General features: G+C 66.1%; 20 protein-coding genes and 3 tRNA genes. 10 read left to right on the plus strand and 13 right to left on the minus strand.

Going from position 1 to position 19977, the window contains the following annotated elements; all coding sequences use genetic code 11:
* Positions 1-10 precede the first annotated feature (10 nt).
* Together minE and AQ610_RS05030 are read left to right on the plus strand one after the other, a co-directional pair.
* The gene (gene minE, locus AQ610_RS05025) at positions 11-265 is read left to right on the plus strand and encodes a cell division topological specificity factor MinE (protein WP_004186076.1); all 255 of its coding nucleotides are present in this window, start codon (positions 11-13) and stop codon (positions 263-265) included.
* 120 nt (positions 266-385) lie between these two features.
* Positions 386-802, plus strand: a complete 417-nt coding sequence (locus AQ610_RS05030) for a YXWGXW repeat-containing protein (protein WP_006025607.1) — start codon at positions 386-388, stop codon at positions 800-802.
* Between the two features lie 117 nt (positions 803-919).
* Here the strand turns inward: AQ610_RS05030 and AQ610_RS05035 are convergent, their stop codons facing one another.
* Entirely contained in the window at positions 920-2617 is a 1698-nt protein-coding gene (locus AQ610_RS05035; protein WP_006025608.1) for a chloride channel protein, read from the minus strand.
* Between the two features lie 125 nt (positions 2618-2742).
* Between AQ610_RS05035 and waaC the strand changes: the two genes are divergently transcribed.
* The gene (waaC, locus tag AQ610_RS05040; RefSeq protein WP_009913305.1) at positions 2743-3765 is read left to right on the plus strand and encodes a lipopolysaccharide heptosyltransferase I; all 1023 of its coding nucleotides are present in this window, start codon (positions 2743-2745) and stop codon (positions 3763-3765) included.
* A gap of 16 nt (positions 3766-3781) precedes the next feature.
* On the opposite strand, the gene AQ610_RS05045 is transcribed toward waaC, so the two are convergent.
* The 3 genes from AQ610_RS05045 to AQ610_RS05055 form a co-directional block, all read right to left on the minus strand.
* Positions 3782-3964, minus strand: coding sequence for a hypothetical protein (locus AQ610_RS05045; protein WP_009913304.1), 183 nt, complete (start codon positions 3962-3964; stop codon positions 3782-3784).
* A gap of 140 nt (positions 3965-4104) precedes the next feature.
* Positions 4105-5418, minus strand: a complete 1314-nt coding sequence (locus AQ610_RS05050) for an MFS transporter (protein WP_006025610.1) — start codon at positions 5416-5418, stop codon at positions 4105-4107.
* A gap of 384 nt (positions 5419-5802) precedes the next feature.
* On the minus strand, positions 5803-6297 hold the full coding sequence (locus tag AQ610_RS05055) for a TonB family protein (protein WP_006025611.1): 495 nt from the start codon (positions 6295-6297) through the stop codon (positions 5803-5805).
* A 241-nt stretch (positions 6298-6538) separates the two neighbouring features.
* Between AQ610_RS05055 and AQ610_RS05060 the strand changes: the two genes are divergently transcribed.
* Positions 6539-7009, plus strand: coding sequence for a GFA family protein (locus AQ610_RS05060; RefSeq protein ID WP_045554823.1), 471 nt, complete (start codon positions 6539-6541; stop codon positions 7007-7009).
* Between the two features lie 88 nt (positions 7010-7097).
* Here the strand turns inward: AQ610_RS05060 and AQ610_RS05065 are convergent, their stop codons facing one another.
* The 6 genes from AQ610_RS05065 to rph all read right to left on the minus strand — a co-directional run bounded on the left by AQ610_RS05065 (position 7098) and on the right by rph (position 11417).
* Positions 7098-7472, minus strand: coding sequence for a hypothetical protein (locus tag AQ610_RS05065; protein WP_009913303.1), 375 nt, complete (start codon positions 7470-7472; stop codon positions 7098-7100).
* A gap of 118 nt (positions 7473-7590) precedes the next feature.
* On the minus strand, positions 7591-7866 hold the full coding sequence (locus AQ610_RS05070) for a hypothetical protein (RefSeq protein ID WP_009913301.1): 276 nt from the start codon (positions 7864-7866) through the stop codon (positions 7591-7593).
* Positions 7867-8644: 778 nt separating this feature from the next.
* Positions 8645-8732 (minus strand) — tRNA-Ser (locus AQ610_RS05075).
* Between the two features lie 110 nt (positions 8733-8842).
* Entirely contained in the window at positions 8843-10060 is a 1218-nt protein-coding gene (hemW, locus tag AQ610_RS05080) for a radical SAM family heme chaperone HemW (RefSeq protein WP_006025615.1), read from the minus strand.
* On the minus strand, positions 10057-10683 hold the full coding sequence (gene rdgB, locus AQ610_RS05085) for an RdgB/HAM1 family non-canonical purine NTP pyrophosphatase (RefSeq protein ID WP_043282355.1): 627 nt from the start codon (positions 10681-10683) through the stop codon (positions 10057-10059). The genes hemW and rdgB overlap by 4 nt, the downstream gene beginning before the upstream one ends.
* Before the next feature lie 2 nt (positions 10684-10685).
* Positions 10686-11417, minus strand: a complete 732-nt coding sequence (gene rph / locus AQ610_RS05090) for a ribonuclease PH (RefSeq protein ID WP_006025617.1) — start codon at positions 11415-11417, stop codon at positions 10686-10688.
* 171 nt (positions 11418-11588) lie between these two features.
* Between rph and AQ610_RS05095 the strand changes: the two genes are divergently transcribed.
* From AQ610_RS05095 to AQ610_RS05110, 4 genes are all read left to right on the plus strand, one after another.
* Entirely contained in the window at positions 11589-12512 is a 924-nt protein-coding gene (locus tag AQ610_RS05095) for a YicC/YloC family endoribonuclease (RefSeq protein WP_006025618.1), read from the plus strand.
* Between the two features lie 6 nt (positions 12513-12518).
* Positions 12519-13202: a guanylate kinase gene (gmk, locus tag AQ610_RS05100; protein WP_006025619.1), complete on the plus strand. Its 684-nt coding sequence runs from the start codon at positions 12519-12521 to the stop codon at positions 13200-13202.
* A gap of 60 nt (positions 13203-13262) precedes the next feature.
* Positions 13263-13466 carry a DNA-directed RNA polymerase subunit omega gene (rpoZ, locus tag AQ610_RS05105; RefSeq protein ID WP_006025620.1) on the plus strand — a complete coding sequence of 68 codons (204 nt, stop codon included), beginning with the start codon at positions 13263-13265 and terminating at the stop codon, positions 13464-13466.
* A gap of 66 nt (positions 13467-13532) precedes the next feature.
* Positions 13533-15902, plus strand: a complete 2370-nt coding sequence (locus AQ610_RS05110; protein WP_006025621.1) for a RelA/SpoT family protein — start codon at positions 13533-13535, stop codon at positions 15900-15902.
* Between the two features lie 133 nt (positions 15903-16035).
* Here AQ610_RS05110 and AQ610_RS05115 read toward each other — a convergent pair.
* Positions 16036-16112, minus strand: a tRNA-Arg gene (locus AQ610_RS05115).
* A gap of 58 nt (positions 16113-16170) precedes the next feature.
* Positions 16171-16247, minus strand: a tRNA-Arg gene (locus AQ610_RS05120).
* Between the two features lie 165 nt (positions 16248-16412).
* Here AQ610_RS05120 and AQ610_RS05125 point away from each other — a divergent pair.
* Positions 16413-17528: an ISAs1 family transposase gene (locus AQ610_RS05125; RefSeq protein ID WP_006029871.1), complete on the plus strand. Its 1116-nt coding sequence runs from the start codon at positions 16413-16415 to the stop codon at positions 17526-17528.
* 90 nt (positions 17529-17618) lie between these two features.
* Complete coding sequence (gene greB / locus AQ610_RS05130; protein WP_006025622.1) at positions 17619-18182, plus strand: transcription elongation factor GreB; 564 nt, start codon at positions 17619-17621, stop codon at positions 18180-18182.
* A 218-nt stretch (positions 18183-18400) separates the two neighbouring features.
* On the opposite strand, the gene AQ610_RS05135 is transcribed toward greB, so the two are convergent.
* Entirely contained in the window at positions 18401-19540 is a 1140-nt protein-coding gene (locus AQ610_RS05135; RefSeq protein ID WP_006025623.1) for a porin, read from the minus strand.
* Positions 19541-19977: the final 437 nt, after the last annotated feature.

Consider the following 19977-nt stretch of genomic DNA (forward strand, 5'->3'; position numbering starts at 1 on the left):
GAGGCGCGTCATGTCGATTCTGTCGTTTCTGCTTGGTGAGAAAAAGAAATCCGCGGCCGTCGCGAAGGAGCGCCTGCAACTCATCATCGCGCACGAGCGCGTGGGCGGCCGGCCGCCCGCCGATTATCTGCCCGCGTTGCAAAAGGAACTCGTCGCGGTCATTTCGAAGTACGTGAAGATTTCGAACGATGACATCCGCGTGAGCCTCGAGCGCCAGGACGATCTGGAAGTGCTCGAAGTGAAGATCGAGATCCCGCAAGCCTGACGCGTTTCCCGTCTCATCGCGCGCGGCGCGCCGCCGCCGCGCGCGTCTTTACTTCTCGTTGCACTTTCGGGCCGCCGGTAACGCAGCGCCTGTCCGCCGTTACGCTTTCCTGAGCATTGAATGGATACGCTCTCGTCGCGTGTTCAATCGTTCATGGAGGCCGTGATGTCTTTCTCTCTTCATCGTGTCGTGCTGCCGTTCGCCGTCGCGGGCGCGGGCGTTTGCGCGCTCGCCGCGCCGCTTGTCGCGAGCGCCGACGAAATCGTCGTCGCGCAGGCGGCGCCCGTCGTCATCGAGCCGGCCGTGCGCGAAGTCGTCGTCGTCGCGCCGAGCGCGCCGCCACCCGTGCGCCACGAGGTCGTGCCCGAGCCGCGTGTCGGCTACGTATGGGATCGCGGCCACTGGCGCTGGGATCACGACCGCTATGTGTGGATCGCCGGGCATTGGGAAATCGAGCGCGTCGGCATGCACTGGGAGCCGGGGCACTGGTCGCAGCGCGGCCCGGGCTGGGTCTGGGTTCGCGGCCACTGGGCCTGAGGAGGGGCTAGCGATGAAACGGACCCTGTTCGCCCTCGCGCTCGTCGCGCTGACGCTGGCCGGCTGCGTCGTCGTGCCGGCGCGGCCGGTGTATTACCGGCCGGCGCCTGTCGTCATCTATTGAGCGGGACGATGCCGCGGCTCGCGATGCGCGGTGTCGCCCGACGGCGACGTCGAGCCGTCGGCGCGCGCATTCGGCTCGTCGGCCGCGCCGGGCGTCGATACCGAGCCCGCGTGGGGCGGCGAGGCCGCGCGTTCGGCATCGGCCGCGGTCATCGACGCGTCGTCGGCGCGCGCCGACGCATCCGCGCCGACATTGCCGTCGGCGGCGCTCGCATCGTTCGCCGCGTTTGCTTGCGCGTCGTCCGTCGCTTCGTCGCGCAGCGTGTCGAGCGGATCGGCGGGCGCCGATTCGGCGTCTTCCGGCATCCTGACCGCCGCGATGCCGGCGTGCGCGGGAGCGGGGGCGGGCGCAGCCGTCGAGCGCTTCGGCTGCGGCGGCTTCAAGTAGCGCTCGGCGAGCGTTTCGTAGAGCGGCGGCACGAACAGGCGCGATACGCGGCTTGCGATCAGCGCGGTCGCCATCAGCGAGATCACGAGCGCGTGGCCGTTGATCATCTCCATCACGATCACGAACGACGTGATCGGCGATTGCGTGACGGCCGCGAGATAGCCGACCATCGCGAGCGCGATCAGCATCGGCAGATGCATGCCGCTGAACACGAAATGCAGCAGATTGCCGAAGCCCGCGCCGATCGACAGCGACGGCGCGAAGATCCCGCCCGGAATGCCGGGCAGATACGACGCGACCATCGAGATCATTTTCAGGAACGGATACAGGACGGACAGTTGTTCGCGGCCGTCGAGGAGCCCGCGCGCCTCCGCATAGCCGCTGCCGAACGTCGTGCCGCCGGACGCGACGCCGACGGCGGCGATCGCGAGGCCGCATGCCGCCGCGAACACGATTGGCCGCTCGCGGTAGAGCGTGAGCAGCCTTGCCGGCAGCCAGCGGCCGGTGTTCAGCAGCAGCCAGCCGAACAGCCCGCCTGCGACGCCCGTGACGAGCGCCGTCAGCAGCACGGCGGCCGCGAGCATTTTCGGAAAATGCTGGCCGATCTCGATCGTGCCGAAGTACGTGTAGTTGCCGTTCAAGCCGAGCGCGATCACGCCGGCGATGATGATCGCGGTGATCAGCACGCCGCTCGCGCGCGCCGAAAAGCTGCGGCTCAATTCCTCGATCGCGAACACGACGCCCGCGAGCGGCGTGTTGAACGCCGCGGACAAGCCTGCCGCCGCGCCCGCGAGCACGAGCTGGCGTTCAATCAGCGCGTTCGAGCGCGGGTAGAAGCGGCGCAGGTTGAACATCAGCGACGCGCCGATCTGCACGGTCGGCCCTTCGCGGCCGATCGTGAAGCCGCCGACGATCCCGAGCAGCGAGATCAGGATCTTGCCGAACAGGATGCGCAGCGTCAGCAGCCGCGAGCCGAACGCGCTCGGCTGCGCGTGCAGCGTCGCAATCACCTGAGGAATCCCGCTACCCTCGGCGCCCCGGAAGAAGCGGCGCGTGAGCCACACGGACAGCGCGGCGAGCGCGGGCGTCAGCACGAACGGGAGCCACGGGCGGCCGCCCTCGAGCGAGCGGAACGCTTCGTAGCCCCAGTCGATGAGTCGCGCATATGTCACGGCCGTGAGACCGACCACGATCGCGCCGAGCCAGAACACGCCATATTGGCGCCAGATGCGCTGCGTGCGGCGGGTGAGGGTCGGGAACAGGCGAGGGCGTTGCATGGGCGTCGGCGCGTAAAAAGGTGACATTATAATTGCGCGCTTAGCACGATATCGGCGTGGGGACAAATGTAAATTCTTCGCAATTTGTGCTGTTTGTGACGTTCTGTCTATTTAGAATGCCCAACTAACGAGTTGGATACATCCATATAAAAATGAAACGTATTCTCATTGTGAAGGTCACGTCGCTAGGCGATGTCGTGCAGACGCTGCCCGTCGTAGCGGACCTCCACCGCGCGTTCCCCGGCGTGCAGGTGGATTGGGCCGTCGACGAGTCGTGCGCCGACGTCGTGCGCTGGAACACCGGCGTGAGCCGCGTGTTGTGCGCGCCGCTGCGTCGCTTCAAGAAGGCGCGCAGCCCGGCCGACCTGAAGGCGATCGCGGCTTCGATCAGCGAGTTGCGCGCGTATCGCTACGATGCGGTGATCGATCTTCACGGTGTTTACAAGAGCGCGATCATTTCATTTCTTGCACGCGCGCGGCGGCGCTACGGCTACCGGAACCAGGATCTCGGCGAGCTTGGCGCGATGTTCGCGTACAACGGCCGCTTCGGTCCGCGTCCCGCCTGCGACGCGTGGCACGGCATGCGCGTGAGCGCGGGCGAGGCGCTCGGCTACGAACCGCAGGGTCGCGCCGATTACCTGCTCGACGTGCCGCCGGAATCGCGCGAGCCGCATACGGCGCCGCTCGCCGCGCTCGCGGAGCCGGCCGGGCCGTACGCGCTGTTCTTTCATGCGACGTCGAACGACGACAAGCGCTGGCCGACCGATCACTGGAGCGCGGTCGCGCGCGAGATGCGCGCGCGCGGGCTGCACGTGCTGCTGCCGTGGGGCAGCGAGCACGAGCGGGAAGAGGCGCAGCGGATCGCGGCGCGCGCGCCGGACGCCGTCGTGCTGCCCAAGCTGACGCTCGCCGACGTCGCGCGCAAGATCGATCGCGCGACGCTCGTGGTCGGCGTCGATACCGGTTTCGTGCACATGGCGCATGCGCTCGCGAAGCCGACGGTCATGATCTTTCGCGCGACGTCGCGCCAGCATCTGGGCGTGAGCGGCGCGCCGCACTCGCTGTCGATTGGCGACGAGGGGGCGACGCCGGGCGTCGGCGACGTGCTCGGCGCGATCGAGCGTGTTTATCCGACGGGCGTCATCGAGCAGCCGCGGCGCGTCGCTGCGATGTGAGCGTGCGCCGGCGCGCTCAGGACAGCAATAATTCGAACGCGATCACGGCCGCAATGGCCGCGAGATTCGCCGCGAGCGCTTCGACCGCGATGCCGAGCCAGCTTTTCGGCTTGAAGCGCACGGAAAGCAGCAGCGCACCGCCGAGCGACAGCGCAACGATCAATACGAGGTCGGCGTTCTGCAGGCGGATCAGATCCATCTCGACGGCTCCTGTCGGCTGATGCCGAAAGCGTTGCGCGCGCCGCTGCGCGGCAGGCGCCCGTGCAATCGAGTATAGACACGACGAATCGCGCCGGATGACGCGGGCCCGCCCGGGTCAGTGCGTTCGCGCCGGCTTGTTCACGTCAGCTTCGCGTCGCGCGTCTCGCGCATCAGCAGCACGCCGACGAGGCTGATCGCCGCCGCGACCGACACATATCCGCCGACCCACGCGAGCCCGCCGCGCGCGGCGAGCAACTGCGCGATGTAAGGCGCGATCGACGCGCCGAGAATGCCGCCGAGGTTGTACGCGACGCCCGCGCCCGTATAGCGCACGTTGGTCGGAAACAGTTCCGGCAGCAGCGCGCCCATCGGCGCGAACGTCACGCCCATCAGGAACAGCTCGATCGTCAGGAACAGCGCGACGAGCGCCGTCGAGCCGCTGCCGAGGAGGGGCGCCATCGTGAAGCCCGACAGCAGCGCGGCGATCGCGCCCGCGATCAGCACCGGCTTGCGGCCGAAACGATCGGCGGCCGCGGCGGCGAGCGGCGTTGCGAGCGCCATGAACAGCACCGCGAAGCACAACAGGCCGAGGAAGCTCTGGCGCGAGAAATGCAGCGTCGACACGCCATACGACAGCGAGAACACCGTCGAGATGTAGAACAGCGTGTAGCAGACGACCATCGCGAGCGCACCGAGCAGCGTCGGCCGCCAGTGGTGCGCGACGAGTGCCGCGACCGGCACGCGCACGCGCTCGTGCCGGTCGAGCGCAGCCTGGAACGCGGGCGTCTCGGCAATCTTCAGGCGCACGTACAGGCCGACCGCGACGAGCGCCACGCTCGCGAGAAACGGAATGCGCCAGCCCCACCCGCGAAACTGCTCGTCGGACAGCGTGAGCGCGAGCGCGAAGAACAGGCCGTTCGACGCGAGAAAGCCGATCGACGGGCCGAGCTGCGGAAACATCCCGAACCAGCCGCGCTTGCCGGCGGGCGCGTGCTCGGTCGCGAGGAGCGCGGCGCCGCCCCATTCGCCGCCGAGGCCGATGCCCTGACCGAACCGCAGCACGCAGAGCAGCATCGGCGCGAGCGCGCCGATCGCGTCGTAGCCGGGCACGAAGCCGATCGCGGTCGTCGAGACGCCCATCACGAGCAGCGACGCGACGAGCGTCGATTTGCGGCCGATCCGGTCGCCGAAGTGGCCGAACAGGAACGAGCCGATCGGCCGCGCGATGAATGCGATGCCGAACGTGACGAATGCGGACAGCGCCTGCGCGGTGGCCGAGCCGTGCGGGAAGAACACGGGGCCGATCACGAGCGCGGCGGCCGTCGCGTACACGTAGAAATCGTAGAACTCGATCGCCGTGCCGATGAAGCTCGCGAACGCGATGCGACGGTGGCTCGTCGTGTCGGCGGCGCGCGGCGCGGCGGCGGAAGCGGAAAGACGGGTATCCGACATGCGGGTCTCCGGTTGTGGCGGCGCAGCGTTCGCTCGAGCGCGCGTCGCTCGTCGCGCGCGGTCGGCGGTCGTTGCCCCTTTGTTCGAATCGAGAGTCGGGCGCGACGCGGCACTCGGCGCATGCCGGCGGTTCGCGCGCAGCAATGCGAAGTGCACGCGGCGCCCACGCGGGCCGTCGCTTGCCCGCGAGCCGGCCGCGTATCGTGCGGCCGCGTGTCGTCGATGCGTTGCGCGGCCCGCCGGGTGGGTGCGCCGCGCAAGCGGGCCTTGCGGCCGAATGCGGATGCGGGAAATTATAGCGACGCGGCCGCGAGCCGTCGCGCGTTGTCGCGCGCCGCGTGCGAGAGCGCGGTGGATCGCGCGCGAGTGCGTGCGTGTTCGCGTTCAGTTGAGCGTCTGCGCCTGCGGCGCCGCTTTCGTGCGCAACTGGAATTGTCCGTTGTCGTTGAAGAGCCAGCTTTCCATCATTTCGATCTGGCCGCGCCCGTCGAGCAACTTCGCGGGAGGCGGCGGCAACGGCGCGGCGCGGCGCAGCGACGCGAGCGCGATGCCTTCGGCTTCGTCGTCGCCGTTGCTGCGGTAGACGGCCGACTTCACGAGCTGCCCGTTGCGATCGATGGTGAACGCGACGACGACGAGCGAGCGCAGCATGGCTTGTGGCGTGCCGTGCAGGATGCGATCCGAATTGCTGTCGGCGATGCGTTGCGCGACGGCCGCGCGGTATTCGGTCGTGCTCATCGACGAGACGCTCGGCACGACGACCGCGCCGTGCGGCGGCGGCAGCGTGATCGTGCAGGCCGCGAGCGCGGCCGCGCACGCGGACAGGACAGCGCCGCGCCATGCGGCCCGGATTCGGAGGAACTCGTCGCGCGTCGTCATGATCGCCTCCCGGAAGATCGGCAGAGCGCAGATTTCATGATAGGTCTGAGCGTATCGCTGTGCATCGGGACAAACGATCTCCGTTCTCCGGGGAGCGGTTTCGGCGCCGCGCGATGGCGGCGTGGTGACGATGCGAAGCCGCCTCGCGCCGGATTTCGGCGCATGCGAACTGCGTTGATTGTGTGTTCCGGTCCGTAATATGATTTCGTCTCTTTGAATGCCCACTGCCAAAGAGCGTGCGATGGACGACTGGAAATTGCCCTGGACGGGAGGATGTCGCTGTGGACGATTGCGCTTCGAGATCACCGCGCCGCCGCTGCTGACGATGGCGTGCCACTGCACCGGCTGCCAGAGGATGAGCGCAAGCGCCTTTTCACTCTCGATGGCGATTCCGGAAGGCGGCTTTCGCGTGACGGCCGGCGAGCCGGTCGTCGGCGGCGCGCATGGCGCGGAGATTCATCACCGGCATTGCGACTGGTGCAAAAGCTGGGTGTTCACCGAGCTCGAACCCAGCATGGGATTCGTCAACGTCCGCCCGACGATGCTCGACGATTGCGGATGGTTCAAGCCCTATATCGAAACCTATGCCAGCGAGGCGCTGCCTTGGGCGAAGACGGGCGCCGCGCACAGCTTCGACCGATTCCCGGCGATGGGGGCGTATGGCCCGCTCGTCGCCGAGTTCGCGGAGAAGAGTGCGCGCCCCGGGCGGTAGAAGGCGACGCAGGCCGTTTCCGAATCGCCGGCCGGCAGCCGAACGGCGGCACGACGCCGAATTGCCGTCGCGCCGCCTTCTTTCATGCCTATTCGCAGCGCTTCATTTTCAGGACGCGCGAAACCTGGCCGATCGTGAATCCGCTGTTGCGCACATAGGGCGTGTAATCGAGCGGCGCGATCAAGGATTCGCTGACTGCAAACAGGCCGACGAACCGAAACGCGTCCGTCTCCATCTTGATGAACACGGGGATCGTACCGCCCTGACCGGCGAGCGTTTTGCCTGCGGCGCGCGCTGATGCGCTGCCGTCGCAGATGATGACGTCCGGCGCTTGCGGATTGAGATCCGTTCGCAGGCAGGCGGCCACGACCTTGCCGTTCTTCGTCGGCAGAAAGGCCTGCTTGTTGCCGCCGCAGGCGGTGTGGATGAATTCGCGCGTGTAATGCTTGTTGAGTTCAAACATGTCAGGATTCCAGTTCGTCATTGCAATGCATGCAGGCGGGCATGCCCGTGGATCAAAGCGTGTTCGCGCCGACGTGCATGGGGTAGCGGCTCGCGCGTTTGGCGAGACGCTCGCGAAATCAGGACCGATACGCCGCTGAGGCGATGCTTTCCCGTGGGACCAGCACGCTCAGGATTCGCAACAGGACCTTGCCCTTTCGCGTGATGGAGAACTTGGGCTCACCCTTTTCCCGATCGACCAGTTCCGCCAGCCCTGCGTCGCGGAGCGCGGTCATGTCGAGCGTTCCCTGCTCGACCTCGACGGGCGCATGTTCGAGCAGCATCAGTGCGGCCATTTCATGCGCGCTCAATCGCGGCATGCTGGCCGGCGTCGCCGTTCCATGAAGCTCGTTCATCAGTCATCCTTTCTTCTTCGGTGCAGATGGCGCGCGTGCTCGCGCATCATCCGCTGCGTGCAAGCGAGGTGAAGTTCGAAAGGGCGGGCGAAGCACAGGGGCGCGCCGGCCATCGCGGCCGGGCGCGTCACATCCCGAATCGCCGCAATCGCGGCTCCGGGTATGCGCAAAGGCACTCGAAAAGGTTGCTACGGGCGCGCGTCGTCCGCCTGTCGGCAGGGCGACCGCTCGAAGAAAAGAGCCGGCGTCCTGCCTGTCAGGTCGCGATGCAACTTGGGGGACGAGGACATCGAATGGTCATGTCGCCGGCTCTCGGTGGGATTACAGGGATATTTTATTGAGCCGCCATCCGGTTACAAGTAAAAAGGTCGTAAAGGGCGGTCGGTTGAAGCGCGTTCATCGGTGTCGAAGCCGGTGTTCGTGCCGGTCGGCCTCGGTGTCGACTCGACGAATATCGCGGGCCGCCGTCCACGTGCCGACACGGAATGACCGTGGCGAGCAGCAGTGACCCGACTCGGCCTTGGAGCGCACGGGTCGAGGCGTCGAGCGCACTTGCTCCATCGCAGCACGACTTCAGGCGCGTGCGTGTCCGGCTCGAACGCCTTGGCGTCGTGAGCGGGACGATGCATCGATGAAAGCGTCGTTCGCATTGTCTGGCATCGACAGATTCAAAACGCTTCCTGGCGGCGCGTCTTGTCTTGATGAAGGCCATGCGTTGAAGGTCACGCGTGCGGGGAGGTGACTGCCGGATCGATTCGGAGACGGCGAGAGGAGGACTTGGCGGAAGCGGTGAGATTCGAACTCACGGACAGTTGCCCGTCGCTGGTTTTCAAGACCAGTGCCTTAAACCACTCGGCCACGCTTCCAAGGTCGAGCATTGTAACCGAAACGGCGCGCGAATCGTTGCGTCGCGGCGTTCGATTCGCGCGTGCGCGCCTGAGCGCGCACGCGTCGGTTCACGCCGGTCGGTCGCCCGTCATTCGTCGCGCAGGAAAAGCGCCTGCAGATCGTTGAGGAAGCGCTGGCCGAGCGGCGTCGGCGCGATGCGCGTGTGATCATGCACGATGAGGCCGCGCCGCTCGGCTTGCGCGAGCGCGGGCCCGATCGAGGCGAGCGACATGCCGGTGCGCTCCGCGAAGCTGTGCGTGGGCACGCCTTCGACGAGCCTCAGCGCGTTCAGCATGAACTCGAACGGCAGATCGTGCGGGCCCACTTCCCGCTCTTCCTGCACGGCCGCGCCGGCTTTCGCCTGTTCGATGAACGTCGCCGGATGCTTGTAGCGCGCCTGGCGCAGGATCCGGTTCGGAAACGACAGCTTCGTGTGCGCGCCGGCGCCGATCCCGAGATAGTCGCCGAAGCGCCAGTAGTTGAGATTGTGCCTGCACTGCCGATGCGGCTTCGCATATGCGGACACCTCGTAGCGCGCGTAGCCCGCCTGCGCGGTGCGTTCGTGCAGCCAGTCCTGCATGTCGGCCGACGTGTCGTCGTCCGGCACGGTGGGCGGGAACTTCGCGAAGTACGTGTTCGGCTCGAGCGTCAGGTGATAAAGCGACAGATGCGGCGGCGCGAACGACAGCGCGGTTTCGAGATCCGCGCGGCATTCGTCGAGCGTCTGGTTCGGCAGCGCGAACATCAGGTCGAGGTTGAAGTTGTCGAACGTGCGCGCGGCGATCTCGGCCGCGGCGCGCGCCTGCGTGGCGTCGTGGATGCGCCCGAGCGCCTTCAGGTGCGCTTCGCTGAAGCTCTGGATGCCGATCGACAGACGATTGACGCCGCTCGCGCGGAATTGCGCGAACTTCGCCGCCTCGAACGTGCCCGGGTTCGCCTCGAGCGTGATCTCGGCGTCCGCGTCGAGCGGGAGCAGCGCGCGCACGTCGGACAGCAGCCGGTCGAGCCCCGCCGCCGACAGCAGGCTCGGCGTGCCGCCGCCGATGAACACCGTGTGCACCTGGCGCCCCCAGACGAGCGGCAGCGCGTGCTCGAGATCGGCGCGCAGCGCGCCCAGATAGTCGCGCTCGGGCAGCGCGCCGCCGTCCTTCCATTCGTGCGAATTGAAGTCGCAATACGGGCACTTGCGCACGCACCATGGGAAGTGCACGTACAGCGCGAGCGGCGGCAGCGACGCGAGCCGGATCCGGCCGGGCGCGGCGAACGTCGCGACGACGCGCGCACCGTTGGCGGCCGCGTCGCTCATCGAATCTCTCCGAGCCGCGCGACGAGCGCCTTCAGCGCGAGCGCGCGATGGCTCACTGCGTTCTTCGCGGCCGGATCGAGCTCGGCCGCCGTCGCGCCGAGCGCCGGCACGAGGAAGTGCGGATCGTAGCCGAAGCCGTGCGCGCCGCGCGGCGCATCGACGATCTCGCCCGCCCAGCGGCCTTCGGCGATGATCGGCTCCGGATCGTCCGCGTGGCGCACGAGCGCGAGCACGCAGCAGTAGTACGCGCGCCGGTCGGCGACGTCGCGCAGTTGCTCGACGAGATACGCGTTGTTCGCCGCGTCGCTCTTCTCGCGCCCGGCGCGCTGCGCGTAGCGCGCCGAGTAGACGCCCGGCGCGCCACGCAGCGCGGGCACGCACAGGCCGGAATCGTCGGCGACGGCGGGCAGGCCCGTCGCGCGCGACGCATGGCGCGCCTTCGCGAGCGCGTTCTCGACGAACGTCACGTGCGGCTCGTCGGCTTCGGATACGCCGAGCTCGCCTTGCGGCACGATATCGATGCCCGCTGTCGAGAAGAGGGCGGCGAACTCGCGCAGCTTGCCCGGATTGTTCGACGCGAGGACGATGCGCGAGCGCGCGGCGCCGGGCGATGCGTGCGACATCGTCAAGCCTCCAGCGCGGCGCGCTGCAGCCGCACGAGTTCGCCGATGCCGGCTTGCGCGAGGTCGAGGAGCGCGTTCATCTCGGCACGCGAGAACGGCGCGCCTTCTGCGGTGCCCTGCACCTCGACGAAGCCGCCCGCGCCTGTCATCACGATGTTCATGTCGGTGTCACACGCGGAGTCTTCGTCGTAGTCGAGATCGAGCACCGGCGCACCGCCGAATACGCCCACCGAGATCGCCGCGACGTAGTCGGTGATCGGCGAGCGCGCGATCTTGCCCGCCGCGACGAGCTGTGTCACCGCGTCGTGCGCGGCGACGAACGCGCCCGTGATGCTTGCCGTGCGCGTGCCGCCGTCGGCCTGGATCACGTCGCAGTCGAGGTGCAGCGTGCGCGGGCCGAGCGCGTTCAGATCGAATACCGCGCGCAGCGCGCGGCCGATCAGGCGCTGAATTTCCTGCGTGCGGCCCGTCTGCTTGCCGCGCGCCGCTTCCCGGTCGCTGCGCGTGTGCGTCGCGCGCGGCAGCATGCCGTATTCCGCGGTGAGCCAGCCCTGGCCGCGCTCGCGCAGGAACTCGGGCACGCGCTCGGCGACGCTTGCCGTGCAGATCACTTTCGTGTCGCCGAACTCGACGAGCACCGAGCCTTCCGCATGCTTCGTGTAGTGGCGCGTGATGCGCACGTCGCGCAGTTGGTCGGCGCGGCGGCCGCTCGGGCGTGGGGAGGAATTCGTCATCGGGGCAATCTGCTGAGGAGAAACCCGAATTTTACCGCGCGCGCGGCACATCGGCCCGGCGGGTCCGGCCCGCAAAAATGGGATAATGACCGTTTCGCGCCCCGCGCCTCGTAAGCGCCGGGCGTCTCGAATCCTTCCGGCCCGCTGGGCCATCAAACGACGGGACGAACGATGATCTACAGCATGACGGGCTATGCGAGCGCGACGCGCGATCTCGCGACGGCCTCCGGCAATGGCGGCACGAGCGTATCGGTTGAACTGCGGACCGTGAATTCGCGGTTCCTCGACCTGAATTTCCGGATGCCGGACGACGTGCGCGCGTGCGAACCGGCGCTGCGCGAGATGCTGATGAACAAGCTGTCGCGCGGCAAGGTCGACGTGCGCATCAACCTGCAGCGCGGCGATCAGAACGTGAACGCGGGCGCGCTGAACCGTGCGGCGCTCGGCCAGCTCGCGGAGCTCGAGCGCGCGGTGCTCGACGCGTTTCCGGGCGTGGGCCGCCTGCGCGCGGGCGAGATCCTGCGCTGGCCGGGCGTGCTCGCCGAGAGCGGCGTGTCGGCCGACGCGCTGCGCGAAGCGGTGCTCGCGTGCGGCAAGGAGGCGGTCGGCGAGCTCGTCGTCGTGCGCTCGCGCGAGGGCGCGCAGCTCGCGACGATGTTGCTCGCGAACGTCGCCGAGATGGAGGCCATCGTCGCGCGCATCGCGCCGCTCGTGCCGGAGCTGATCGCGAAGCATCAGCAGAAGATCGTCGAGCGGCTGCAGGAAGCGCTCGGCGTCGCGGCGCCGGAGGGCGGCGCGCCCGTCGTGTCGCGCGAGGAGGCGGCCGAGCGCATCCGCCAGGAAGTGACGATGTACGGCATCCGCATCGACATCGCGGAAGAATTGTCGCGCCTCACCGCGCATCTGAACGAGACGCGCCACGTGATCGAGAAGGGCGGCCGCGTCGGCAAGCGTCTCGACTTCATGATGCAGGAGCTGAACCGCGAGGCGAATACGCTCGGCTCGAAGGCGGCGGCGAAGGAACTCGCCGACGCGTCGATGGCGCTCAAGCTGTTGATCGAGCAGATGCGCGAGCAAGTGCAAAACCTGGAGTAACGCAACATGACCGATTCGAACCACGACGGCGCGGCGGCGCATTCGCTGCACGCCGGCGTCTATCCCGGCAATCTCTTCATGGTCGTCGCGCCGTCGGGCGCGGGCAAGTCGACGCTCGTCAACGCGCTGCTGTCAAAGGATCCGGACATCTGTCTGTCGATTTCGTACACGACGCGCAAGCCGCGTCCGGGCGAGCAGGACGGCCAGCACTACCACTTCACGACGGTCGAGGACTTCCGCGAGCGTCACGCGCGCCACGAGTTTCTCGAGAGCGCCGAAGTGCACGGCAACTACTACGGCACGTCGCGCGTGTGGATCGAAGAGCAGATGAAGAACGGCCACGACGTGCTGCTCGAAATCGACTGGCAGGGCGCTCAGCAGGTGAAGAAGCAGTTCCACAACGCGGTGGGCATCTTCATCCTGCCGCCGTCGCTCGCGGCGCTCGAGGAGCGGCTGAAAAAGCGCGGACAGGACGAGCCGAACGTGATCACGCGGCGCCTGCTCGCCGCGGGCAGCGAGATCGCGCACGCGGCGGAAGCGGAGTACGTCGTCATCAACGAGACCTTCGCGCGCGCGCTCGCCGAGCTCGAGTGCATCGTCGCCGCGACGCGCCTGCGCTTCACGTCGCAATATGCACGGCATGCCGAACTATTCGTCGAGCTCGGCATTCATCTGCCGCATGCGGAGTGACGGCGGCGAACAAGGCACATAAGGTAGAATAAGCAACATATTCAGAAGGAATGACCCAACATGGCTCGCATTACCGTTGAAGACTGCCTGAAGCAGATTCCGAACCGCTTCGAACTGGCGCTCGCCGCCACCTATCGCGCGCGGCAGCTCGCGCAAGGCCATACGCCGAAGATCGAAAGCCGCGACAAGCCGACGGTCGTCGCGCTGCGCGAGATCGCGGCCGGCCAGGTCGGCGTGGAAATGCTGAAGAAAGTGCCCGTTTAAGGCGCACCCGGTTTCTTCAGCCATGTAGTCCCCCGCGCAACCGACGAGCGAACCAAGGAGGCGAAAATGAGCACTACACCATCGTCCGCCTCCTCGGAGGCCGGGCACGCCGAAGCCACCGCTGCGTCGCACGCGCGTCAATATATCGACGCGGTCCTCGAACAGTCGTTTCGCCATCTGTTCGGGCCGACCGCGACACCCGAGCAGCCCCGCAAGCACGGCGTCGTTTCCATCGCGAAACTGACCGCCGCGCTTGCCGATTACCTCAGCCCCGAGGAAATCAAAGAGGTCAAGGCGGCGTTCCACTTCAGCGACGAAGCCCACCTCGGCCAGTATCGCCAGAGCGGCGAACCCTACATCACCCATCCCGTCGCCGTCGCGGAAATCTGCGCCGGCTGGAAGCTCGACGCGCAGGCGATCATGGCGGCGCTCCTGCACGACGTGATGGAAGACCAGGGCGTGACGAAGAGCGAGCTCGCCGAGCGCTTCGGCCCGAAGGTCGCCGAGCTCGTCGACGGCTTGTCGAAACTCGACAAGATGGAATTCCGCAGCCGCGAGGAAGCGCAGGCGGAGAACTTCCGCAAGATGCTGCTCGCGATGGCGCGCGATGTGCGCGTGATCCTCGTGAAGCTCGCCGACCGCCTGCACAACATGCGCACGCTCGGCGCGGTGCCGATGGAGAAGCGCCGCCGCGTCGCGCGCGAGACGCTCGACATCTACGCGCCGATCGCGCACCGCCTTGGCCTGAACAATACGTATCGCGAGCTGCAGGACATGAGCTTCGCGAACTTCAATCCGCATCGCTACGCGACGCTCGAAAAGGCCGTGAAGGCCGCGCGCGGCAATCGCCGCGAAGTGATCGGCAAGATCCTTGAGTCGGTGCAGCGCGCGATGGCGGACGCGAAGATCGATGCCGAAATCACCGGTCGCGAGAAGACGATCTACAGCATCTACAAGAAGATGCGCGACAAGCAATTGTCGTTCTCGCAGGTGCTCGACGTGTACGGCTTCCGGATCGTCGTCGAACATCCGCTCGACTGCTACACGTGCATCGGCGTGCTGCACGCGCTTTACAAGCCCGTGCCCGGCAAGTTCAAGGACTACATCGCGATTCCGAAGGTCAACGGCTATCAGTCGCTGCACACGACGCTCGTTGGCCCGTTCGGCGCGCCGATCGAGTTCCAGGTGCGCACGCGCAAGATGCACGAGATCGCGGAAGCGGGCGTCGCCGCGCACTGGCTGTACAAGAACGGCGGCGCGGATCTGAACGACGTGCAAAAGCGCGCGCACCAGTGGCTCAAGTCGCTCCTCGACATCCAGAGCGAGGCGGGCGATTCGAGCGAATTCCTCGAGCACGTGAAGATCGACCTGTTCCCGGATGCGGTCTACGTGTTCACGCCGAAGTCGAAGATCATGGCGCTGCCGCGCGGTGCGACCGCGCTCGACTTCGCGTATTCGATCCACAGCGATCTCGGCAATCAGTGCGTTGCCGTGAAGATCAACAACGAGTTGCTGCCGCTGCGCACCGAGCTGAAGAGCGGCGACATCGTCGAGGTGATTACCGCGCCGTACTCGAAGCCGAACCCCGCGTGGCTCGGCTTCGTGCGCACCGGCAAGGCGCGCTCGGCGATCCGGCATTACCTGAAGACGATGCGCCTGAACGAATCGGTGCAGTTGGGCGAGCGGCTCGTCGATCAGAGCCTGAAGGGCTATGGGCTCGCGCTCGCCGACGTCGCGCCCGAGGTATGGGAAAAGCTCGTGCAGTGGACGGGCAACAAGAGCCGTCAGGAGATCTTTGCGGACATCGGCCTCGGCCGCCGCGTGGCCGCCGTGATGGCGAAACGGATCGAGGTGCTGACGAGCGGGCGCGATGCGGACGACGATCTGCCGCGCGCCGAGCGTCATGCGGCGAACCATGCGCCGCCCGTCGTCATCACCGGCACGGAAGGCATGTCGGTGCAACTGTCCGCGTGCTGCCGGCCGATTCCGGGCGACGACATCATGGGCTACATCGGCATCGGGCTCGGAATGGCGATCCACACGACCGCCTGCCGCGTCGCGCAGCGCATCCACCGGCGCGATCCGGGCCGCTGGATCGACGTTGCATGGGCGCCGCAGCCGGGCCGCCTGTTCGACGTCGCGGTGAAGGCGCTCGTGAGCAACACGAAGGGCATCTTCGCGCGCGTCGCGGCCGACATCACGTCGGCCGACGCGAACATCGTCCACATCGCGATGGACGAGGATCTGACGCACGAATCGACGGTGCTGCGCTTCGTGATCCAGGTGAGCGATCGCGTGCACCTCGCGAACGTGATGCGCCGCGTGCGCACGAATCCGGACGTGATGCGGATCATGCGTGAGCGCTCGAGCGACGATGTCGTGCATGCGCGCCACGATGGCGGGATGCGGATCGATCGCGAGCGGCAGGACTACTAGTGCGTGGGCGGCGCCCGGCGGTGGGGCGCATGCGCCGCGCTTGCCTCGGCGTGATGCCGGCGGGGCAGCGGGGTGCGTTTGTCCGAGAATGGGCAAAAACAAAGGGCCTTCCCGGAGGAAGGCCCTTCATAAATGGCGCGGCTGGCAGGATTCGAACCCACGACCCCTTGGTTCGTAGCCAAGTACTCTATCCAACTGAGCTACAGCCGCACGCAAAGCGGTACAACTTCAACTGAAAGGGCCTTCTCGGGAGAAGGCCTCGAAAAAGTGGCGCGGCTGGCAGGATTCGAACCCACGACCCCTTGGTTCGTAGCCAAGTACTCTATCCAACTGAGCTACAGCCGCACGCAGAAGTGAGATTATAGCAAACAAATTTAAAAAGGGAAGCCTTTCGTGATGATTTATCAGGGCTTCCGCATGAAGGCCCCCATGAATCAAGGCTGAGAGCGGAAAAGGTTGTTGTAAACATTTGGCGTCTCAGGTTTACTCTCGATTTTTGCCGGACGAGAGATGCCAACGATCATGGACGCGTTTGCCGAACTGCGAGACCCGCGCTGCCGCGCCTGCCGTTATCCGTTGCAGGAAATCCTGTTTGCCGCCCTGTGCGCGGTTTTATGCGGCGTCGAGGACTGGGAAACGATGACACTGTGGGGCCGCACGCAGCTTGCTTGGCTGCGTAGCCATCTGGCGTATGAGAACGGCGTGCCGTCGCCCGATACGTTCCGGCGGGTATTCGGCGCGCTCAGTGCGAAAGCGTTTGAGCGCTGCTTCATCGACTGGGTCGGGCAACTGTGTCCGGCGCTGGCTGGCCAGCATGTGGCGATTGACGGCAAGGCGGTGCGCGGCAACCGTAGCGGCACGCATGCGGCGCTGCATTTGGTGTCGGCATGGTGCTCGAACAACGGCTTGAGCCTCGGGCAAGTGAGCACGGCCGATAAGAGCAATGAGATCACGGCGATCCCGGAATTGCTGGCCGCGCTCGATTTGCAGGGCGCGACGATAACGATCGACGCGATCGGCACGCAGCACGAGATCGCACGCACGATCGTGGAGGCCGGGGCCGACTACGTTCTGGCGGTCAAGGACAATCAGCCGCGACTGGCCGAAGGCGTGCGCCAGTGGTTTGCGGCTGCCCAGGACGGCAAGCTCGAAAGCTCGTACTGGGAGCACACCGAACATGACAAAGGCCACGGGCGGCTGGAGACCCGGGTTTGCCGGGTCAGCGATGATGTGGCGTGGCTGAGCGGGACAGGACAGCACTGGGCGGGTCTCCAGCGGCTGGTGATGCTTGAGCGCACACGCCAGATTGGCGAGAAAGTGACGACCGAGCGCTGTTACTACATCAGCTCGAAAGCGGTGAAAGCAACTGAGATGGCTCCGATCATCCGTGCTCATTGGGGCATCGAAAACCAACTGCACTGGGTCCTCGATGTCTCGTGGGGCGAGGATGCCAGCCTGATCCGCGACACCCTGGCCGCCCGCAACATGGCCAGTCTGCGCAAGATCACACTCAATCTCGCCCGGCTGGCTCAGAGTCGGCAGCCCAAGAAGGTGAGCCTGAAGAACATCCGTAACCTCGCCGCATGGGATACCGCTATGCGTGACTCCATCCTCGGCCTTGCCTGACATGCCTCTTCATGCGGAAGCCCTGGATGATTTATCGGATGAGGCCGTTCGTGTAACCTTGCAGTATCCGATAGTCGTTGAAATTGCATCATGAACAAGGCGTTTGTGAAGGAGTCGGACGGAGACGACGACGACCTCGAACACGCGCAGGCGGCGATTCCGCCCGGCGCGAAGAACTACATCACGCCGGCGGGCCACAAGCGTCTGCGCGACGAGTTGCTGCACCTGATCGACGAAGAGCGTCCGGATGTGGTGAAGCTCGTGTCGTGGGCGGCGTCGAACGGCGATCGCTCCGAGAACGGCGACTACATCTACGGCAAGCGGCGTCTGCGCGAAATCGATCGCCGTATCCGCTTTCTGACGAAGCGCCTCGATCTTGCCGAAGTCGTCGACGCGAGCCGCCAGGAGAACGCGGATCAGGTGTTTTTCGGCGCGACCGTCGATTACGCGACGCAGGACGGCACCGAGCACACGGTGACGATCGTCGGCGTCGACGAGGTCGATCTCGATCGCGGGCACGTGAGCTGGATCTCGCCCGTCGCGCGTGCGCTGCTGAAGGCGCGCGTCGGCGACACGGTCACGCTGTTGACGCCCGTCGGTCCTGAGCCGATCGACGTGCTCGACGTCCGCTACCCGTCGCCGGGTGCAGCGTGAGCGCCGCCGTGGGGCGCGCTTTGCTTTCGTCGCGCATCGCAAGGGCGAGAATTCGCTCGGCGCGCGTGCCTGGATAAGCTTGCGAAGGCGCGAACGATCGTCGCGACGGCAGCACGCAAGACGCGCGGCGCAACAATGCGCGCGCGACCGGCTGGATACGATCGGACATAAAAAAAGCGCCCCGGGCGGGGCGCTTTGGATCGGTGCCGAAGAACCGATTAGAAGCGGTGGCGCAGGCCGGCCGTGACGGCGATCTGCTTTTCGCTCGACGACATGCCGCCGACACCGTTGATGTAGGCGCCGAGGCCCGTGCCGTCGCTGTTGACCTTCTGATACACGCCTTGCAGGTACACGTCCGTGCGCTTCGACAGCGCGTAGGCCGTTTGCAGGTTGAACTGGTTCCAGCCCGGGTGATGGTTCTCGATGAAGCCGGCGGTGTACGTGTACGAACCCGCGACCGTCCATGCCGGCGTGATCGCGTAGCGCCCGTTCACTTCGTAGTTGTTGAAGCGCATGAACGTGCCGTCGAGCGCGATGCCGCTCGAGATGCCCGATGCGCCCGCGCTGATCGCCGTCGCGCGGTTGACGCGCGATTGCGTGAACACGAAGCCGGCCGTCGCCGGGCCGTACGTGTAGTTCAGGCCGCCGCCGAACACGCGCTGGCGCTTGCCGACGAACGTGTTGTCGAGCGCGACCGCGCCGGCCGCGTTGGAGACCGTCGGGCCGAATTCGTTGTTCAACTGCAAGTAGCCGGCGCCGACGTTGAAGCCGGCGTAGCTGTACGATACGCCCGCGCTATATGCGCGGTTGTTCGTGAACTGATTGTTGTTCGAGAAGCCGTACAACGCGCCGAACTTCAGGCCGGCCCAGTTCACGCTCGTGTACTTGACCGCGTTGTTGATCCGGAACGAATTGTTCAGGTTGTCGTTGTCGAACGGGTGGGCGAACTGCGTGCCGCCGAACTGCGTGCCCGTCAGCGACAGCGGCCCGATGTAGTCGACAACGCTATCGTATTGGCGGCCGAGCGTCAGCGCGCCGTATTGCTCGTGCGACAGGCCGACGAACGCCTGACGGCCGAACTCGCGGCCGTTCTGCTTCAGCGTGCCGTTATTGATGCCGAAGCCGTTTTCCAACACAAAAATCGCCTTCAGGCCGCCGCCGAGATCTTCGGCGCCGCGCAGGCCCCAGCGGCTGCCGTTGACCGAGCCGGTGGACTGCGACCAGGCGCTGTGGCCGCCTTGGTTGTTCGTGTAGGTGATGCCGGCGTCGATCAGGCCGTACAGCGTCACGCTGCTTTGCGCGTGAGCGGCCGTCGCGAAAACGCCAGAGAGAGCGGCAACGATGAGGGTCTTTTTCATTGGGTTTATCTCCGTCCGAAACAGGGTGGATGACGATATCTGACCTGTCCTTCGATGTACCCGGCCGCTGCTGCGAGAAACGGAGCCGGGGTATGTCTCGGGCGTGTACCGACGCCCGTCATCACAAGCTATCCGCAGTGTAAAAGAGCGTTGCCGAAAGTCGATGAATTCAGTTTAAGAAATAATATATTTGCGTTTTAGAAATAATTGGGGTTGCGACGGAAACCCTTGTGGAGCAAGGCTTTGGCCCGAATCGAGGGAATATTTTTCCGTTTCCGAACCTGCCGTAGCGTTGCGTGACAGCGACAATCTGTTGGGGGAGGCGGCCGAGCTGCGTGCGTGGGAATGGGATTATTGACGCTTCGGCAATAGAGGTTTGTGGGGAGTATGACTAATGAAAGGGAGTCAACTCGTTATACTGCAACTTCTGCTTACCT

Source organism: Burkholderia humptydooensis, from assembly GCF_001513745.1.
Classification (GTDB): Bacteria; Pseudomonadota; Gammaproteobacteria; order Burkholderiales; family Burkholderiaceae; genus Burkholderia; species Burkholderia humptydooensis.

Bases quoted from the DNA above. Each gene is read 5' to 3' on its own strand.
- minE (WP_004186076.1), top strand. From the start codon at position 11: ATGTCGATTCTGTCGTTTCTGCTTGGTGAGAAAAAGAAATCCGCGGCC.
- AQ610_RS05030 (WP_006025607.1), top strand. From the start codon at position 386: ATGGATACGCTCTCGTCGCGTGTTCAATCGTTCATGGAGGCCGTGATG.
- AQ610_RS05035 (WP_006025608.1), bottom strand. From the start codon at position 2,617: ATGTCACCTTTTTACGCGCCGACGCCCATGCAACGCCCTCGCCTGTTC.
- waaC (WP_009913305.1), top strand. From the start codon at position 2,743: ATGAAACGTATTCTCATTGTGAAGGTCACGTCGCTAGGCGATGTCGTG.
- AQ610_RS05045 (WP_009913304.1), bottom strand. From the start codon at position 3,964: ATGGATCTGATCCGCCTGCAGAACGCCGACCTCGTATTGATCGTTGCG.
- AQ610_RS05050 (WP_006025610.1), bottom strand. From the start codon at position 5,418: ATGTCGGATACCCGTCTTTCCGCTTCCGCCGCCGCGCCGCGCGCCGCC.
- AQ610_RS05055 (WP_006025611.1), bottom strand. From the start codon at position 6,297: ATGACGACGCGCGACGAGTTCCTCCGAATCCGGGCCGCATGGCGCGGC.
- AQ610_RS05060 (WP_045554823.1), top strand. From the start codon at position 6,539: ATGGACGACTGGAAATTGCCCTGGACGGGAGGATGTCGCTGTGGACGA.
- AQ610_RS05065 (WP_009913303.1), bottom strand. From the start codon at position 7,472: ATGTTTGAACTCAACAAGCATTACACGCGCGAATTCATCCACACCGCC.
- AQ610_RS05070 (WP_009913301.1), bottom strand. From the start codon at position 7,866: ATGAACGAGCTTCATGGAACGGCGACGCCGGCCAGCATGCCGCGATTG.
- hemW (WP_006025615.1), bottom strand. From the start codon at position 10,060: ATGAGCGACGCGGCCGCCAACGGTGCGCGCGTCGTCGCGACGTTCGCC.
- rdgB (WP_043282355.1), bottom strand. From the start codon at position 10,683: ATGTCGCACGCATCGCCCGGCGCCGCGCGCTCGCGCATCGTCCTCGCG.
- rph (WP_006025617.1), bottom strand. From the start codon at position 11,417: ATGACGAATTCCTCCCCACGCCCGAGCGGCCGCCGCGCCGACCAACTG.
- AQ610_RS05095 (WP_006025618.1), top strand. From the start codon at position 11,589: ATGATCTACAGCATGACGGGCTATGCGAGCGCGACGCGCGATCTCGCG.
- gmk (WP_006025619.1), top strand. From the start codon at position 12,519: ATGACCGATTCGAACCACGACGGCGCGGCGGCGCATTCGCTGCACGCC.
- rpoZ (WP_006025620.1), top strand. From the start codon at position 13,263: ATGGCTCGCATTACCGTTGAAGACTGCCTGAAGCAGATTCCGAACCGC.
- AQ610_RS05110 (WP_006025621.1), top strand. From the start codon at position 13,533: ATGAGCACTACACCATCGTCCGCCTCCTCGGAGGCCGGGCACGCCGAA.
- AQ610_RS05125 (WP_006029871.1), top strand. From the start codon at position 16,413: ATGCCAACGATCATGGACGCGTTTGCCGAACTGCGAGACCCGCGCTGC.
- greB (WP_006025622.1), top strand. From the start codon at position 17,619: ATGAACAAGGCGTTTGTGAAGGAGTCGGACGGAGACGACGACGACCTC.
- AQ610_RS05135 (WP_006025623.1), bottom strand. From the start codon at position 19,540: ATGAAAAAGACCCTCATCGTTGCCGCTCTCTCTGGCGTTTTCGCGACG.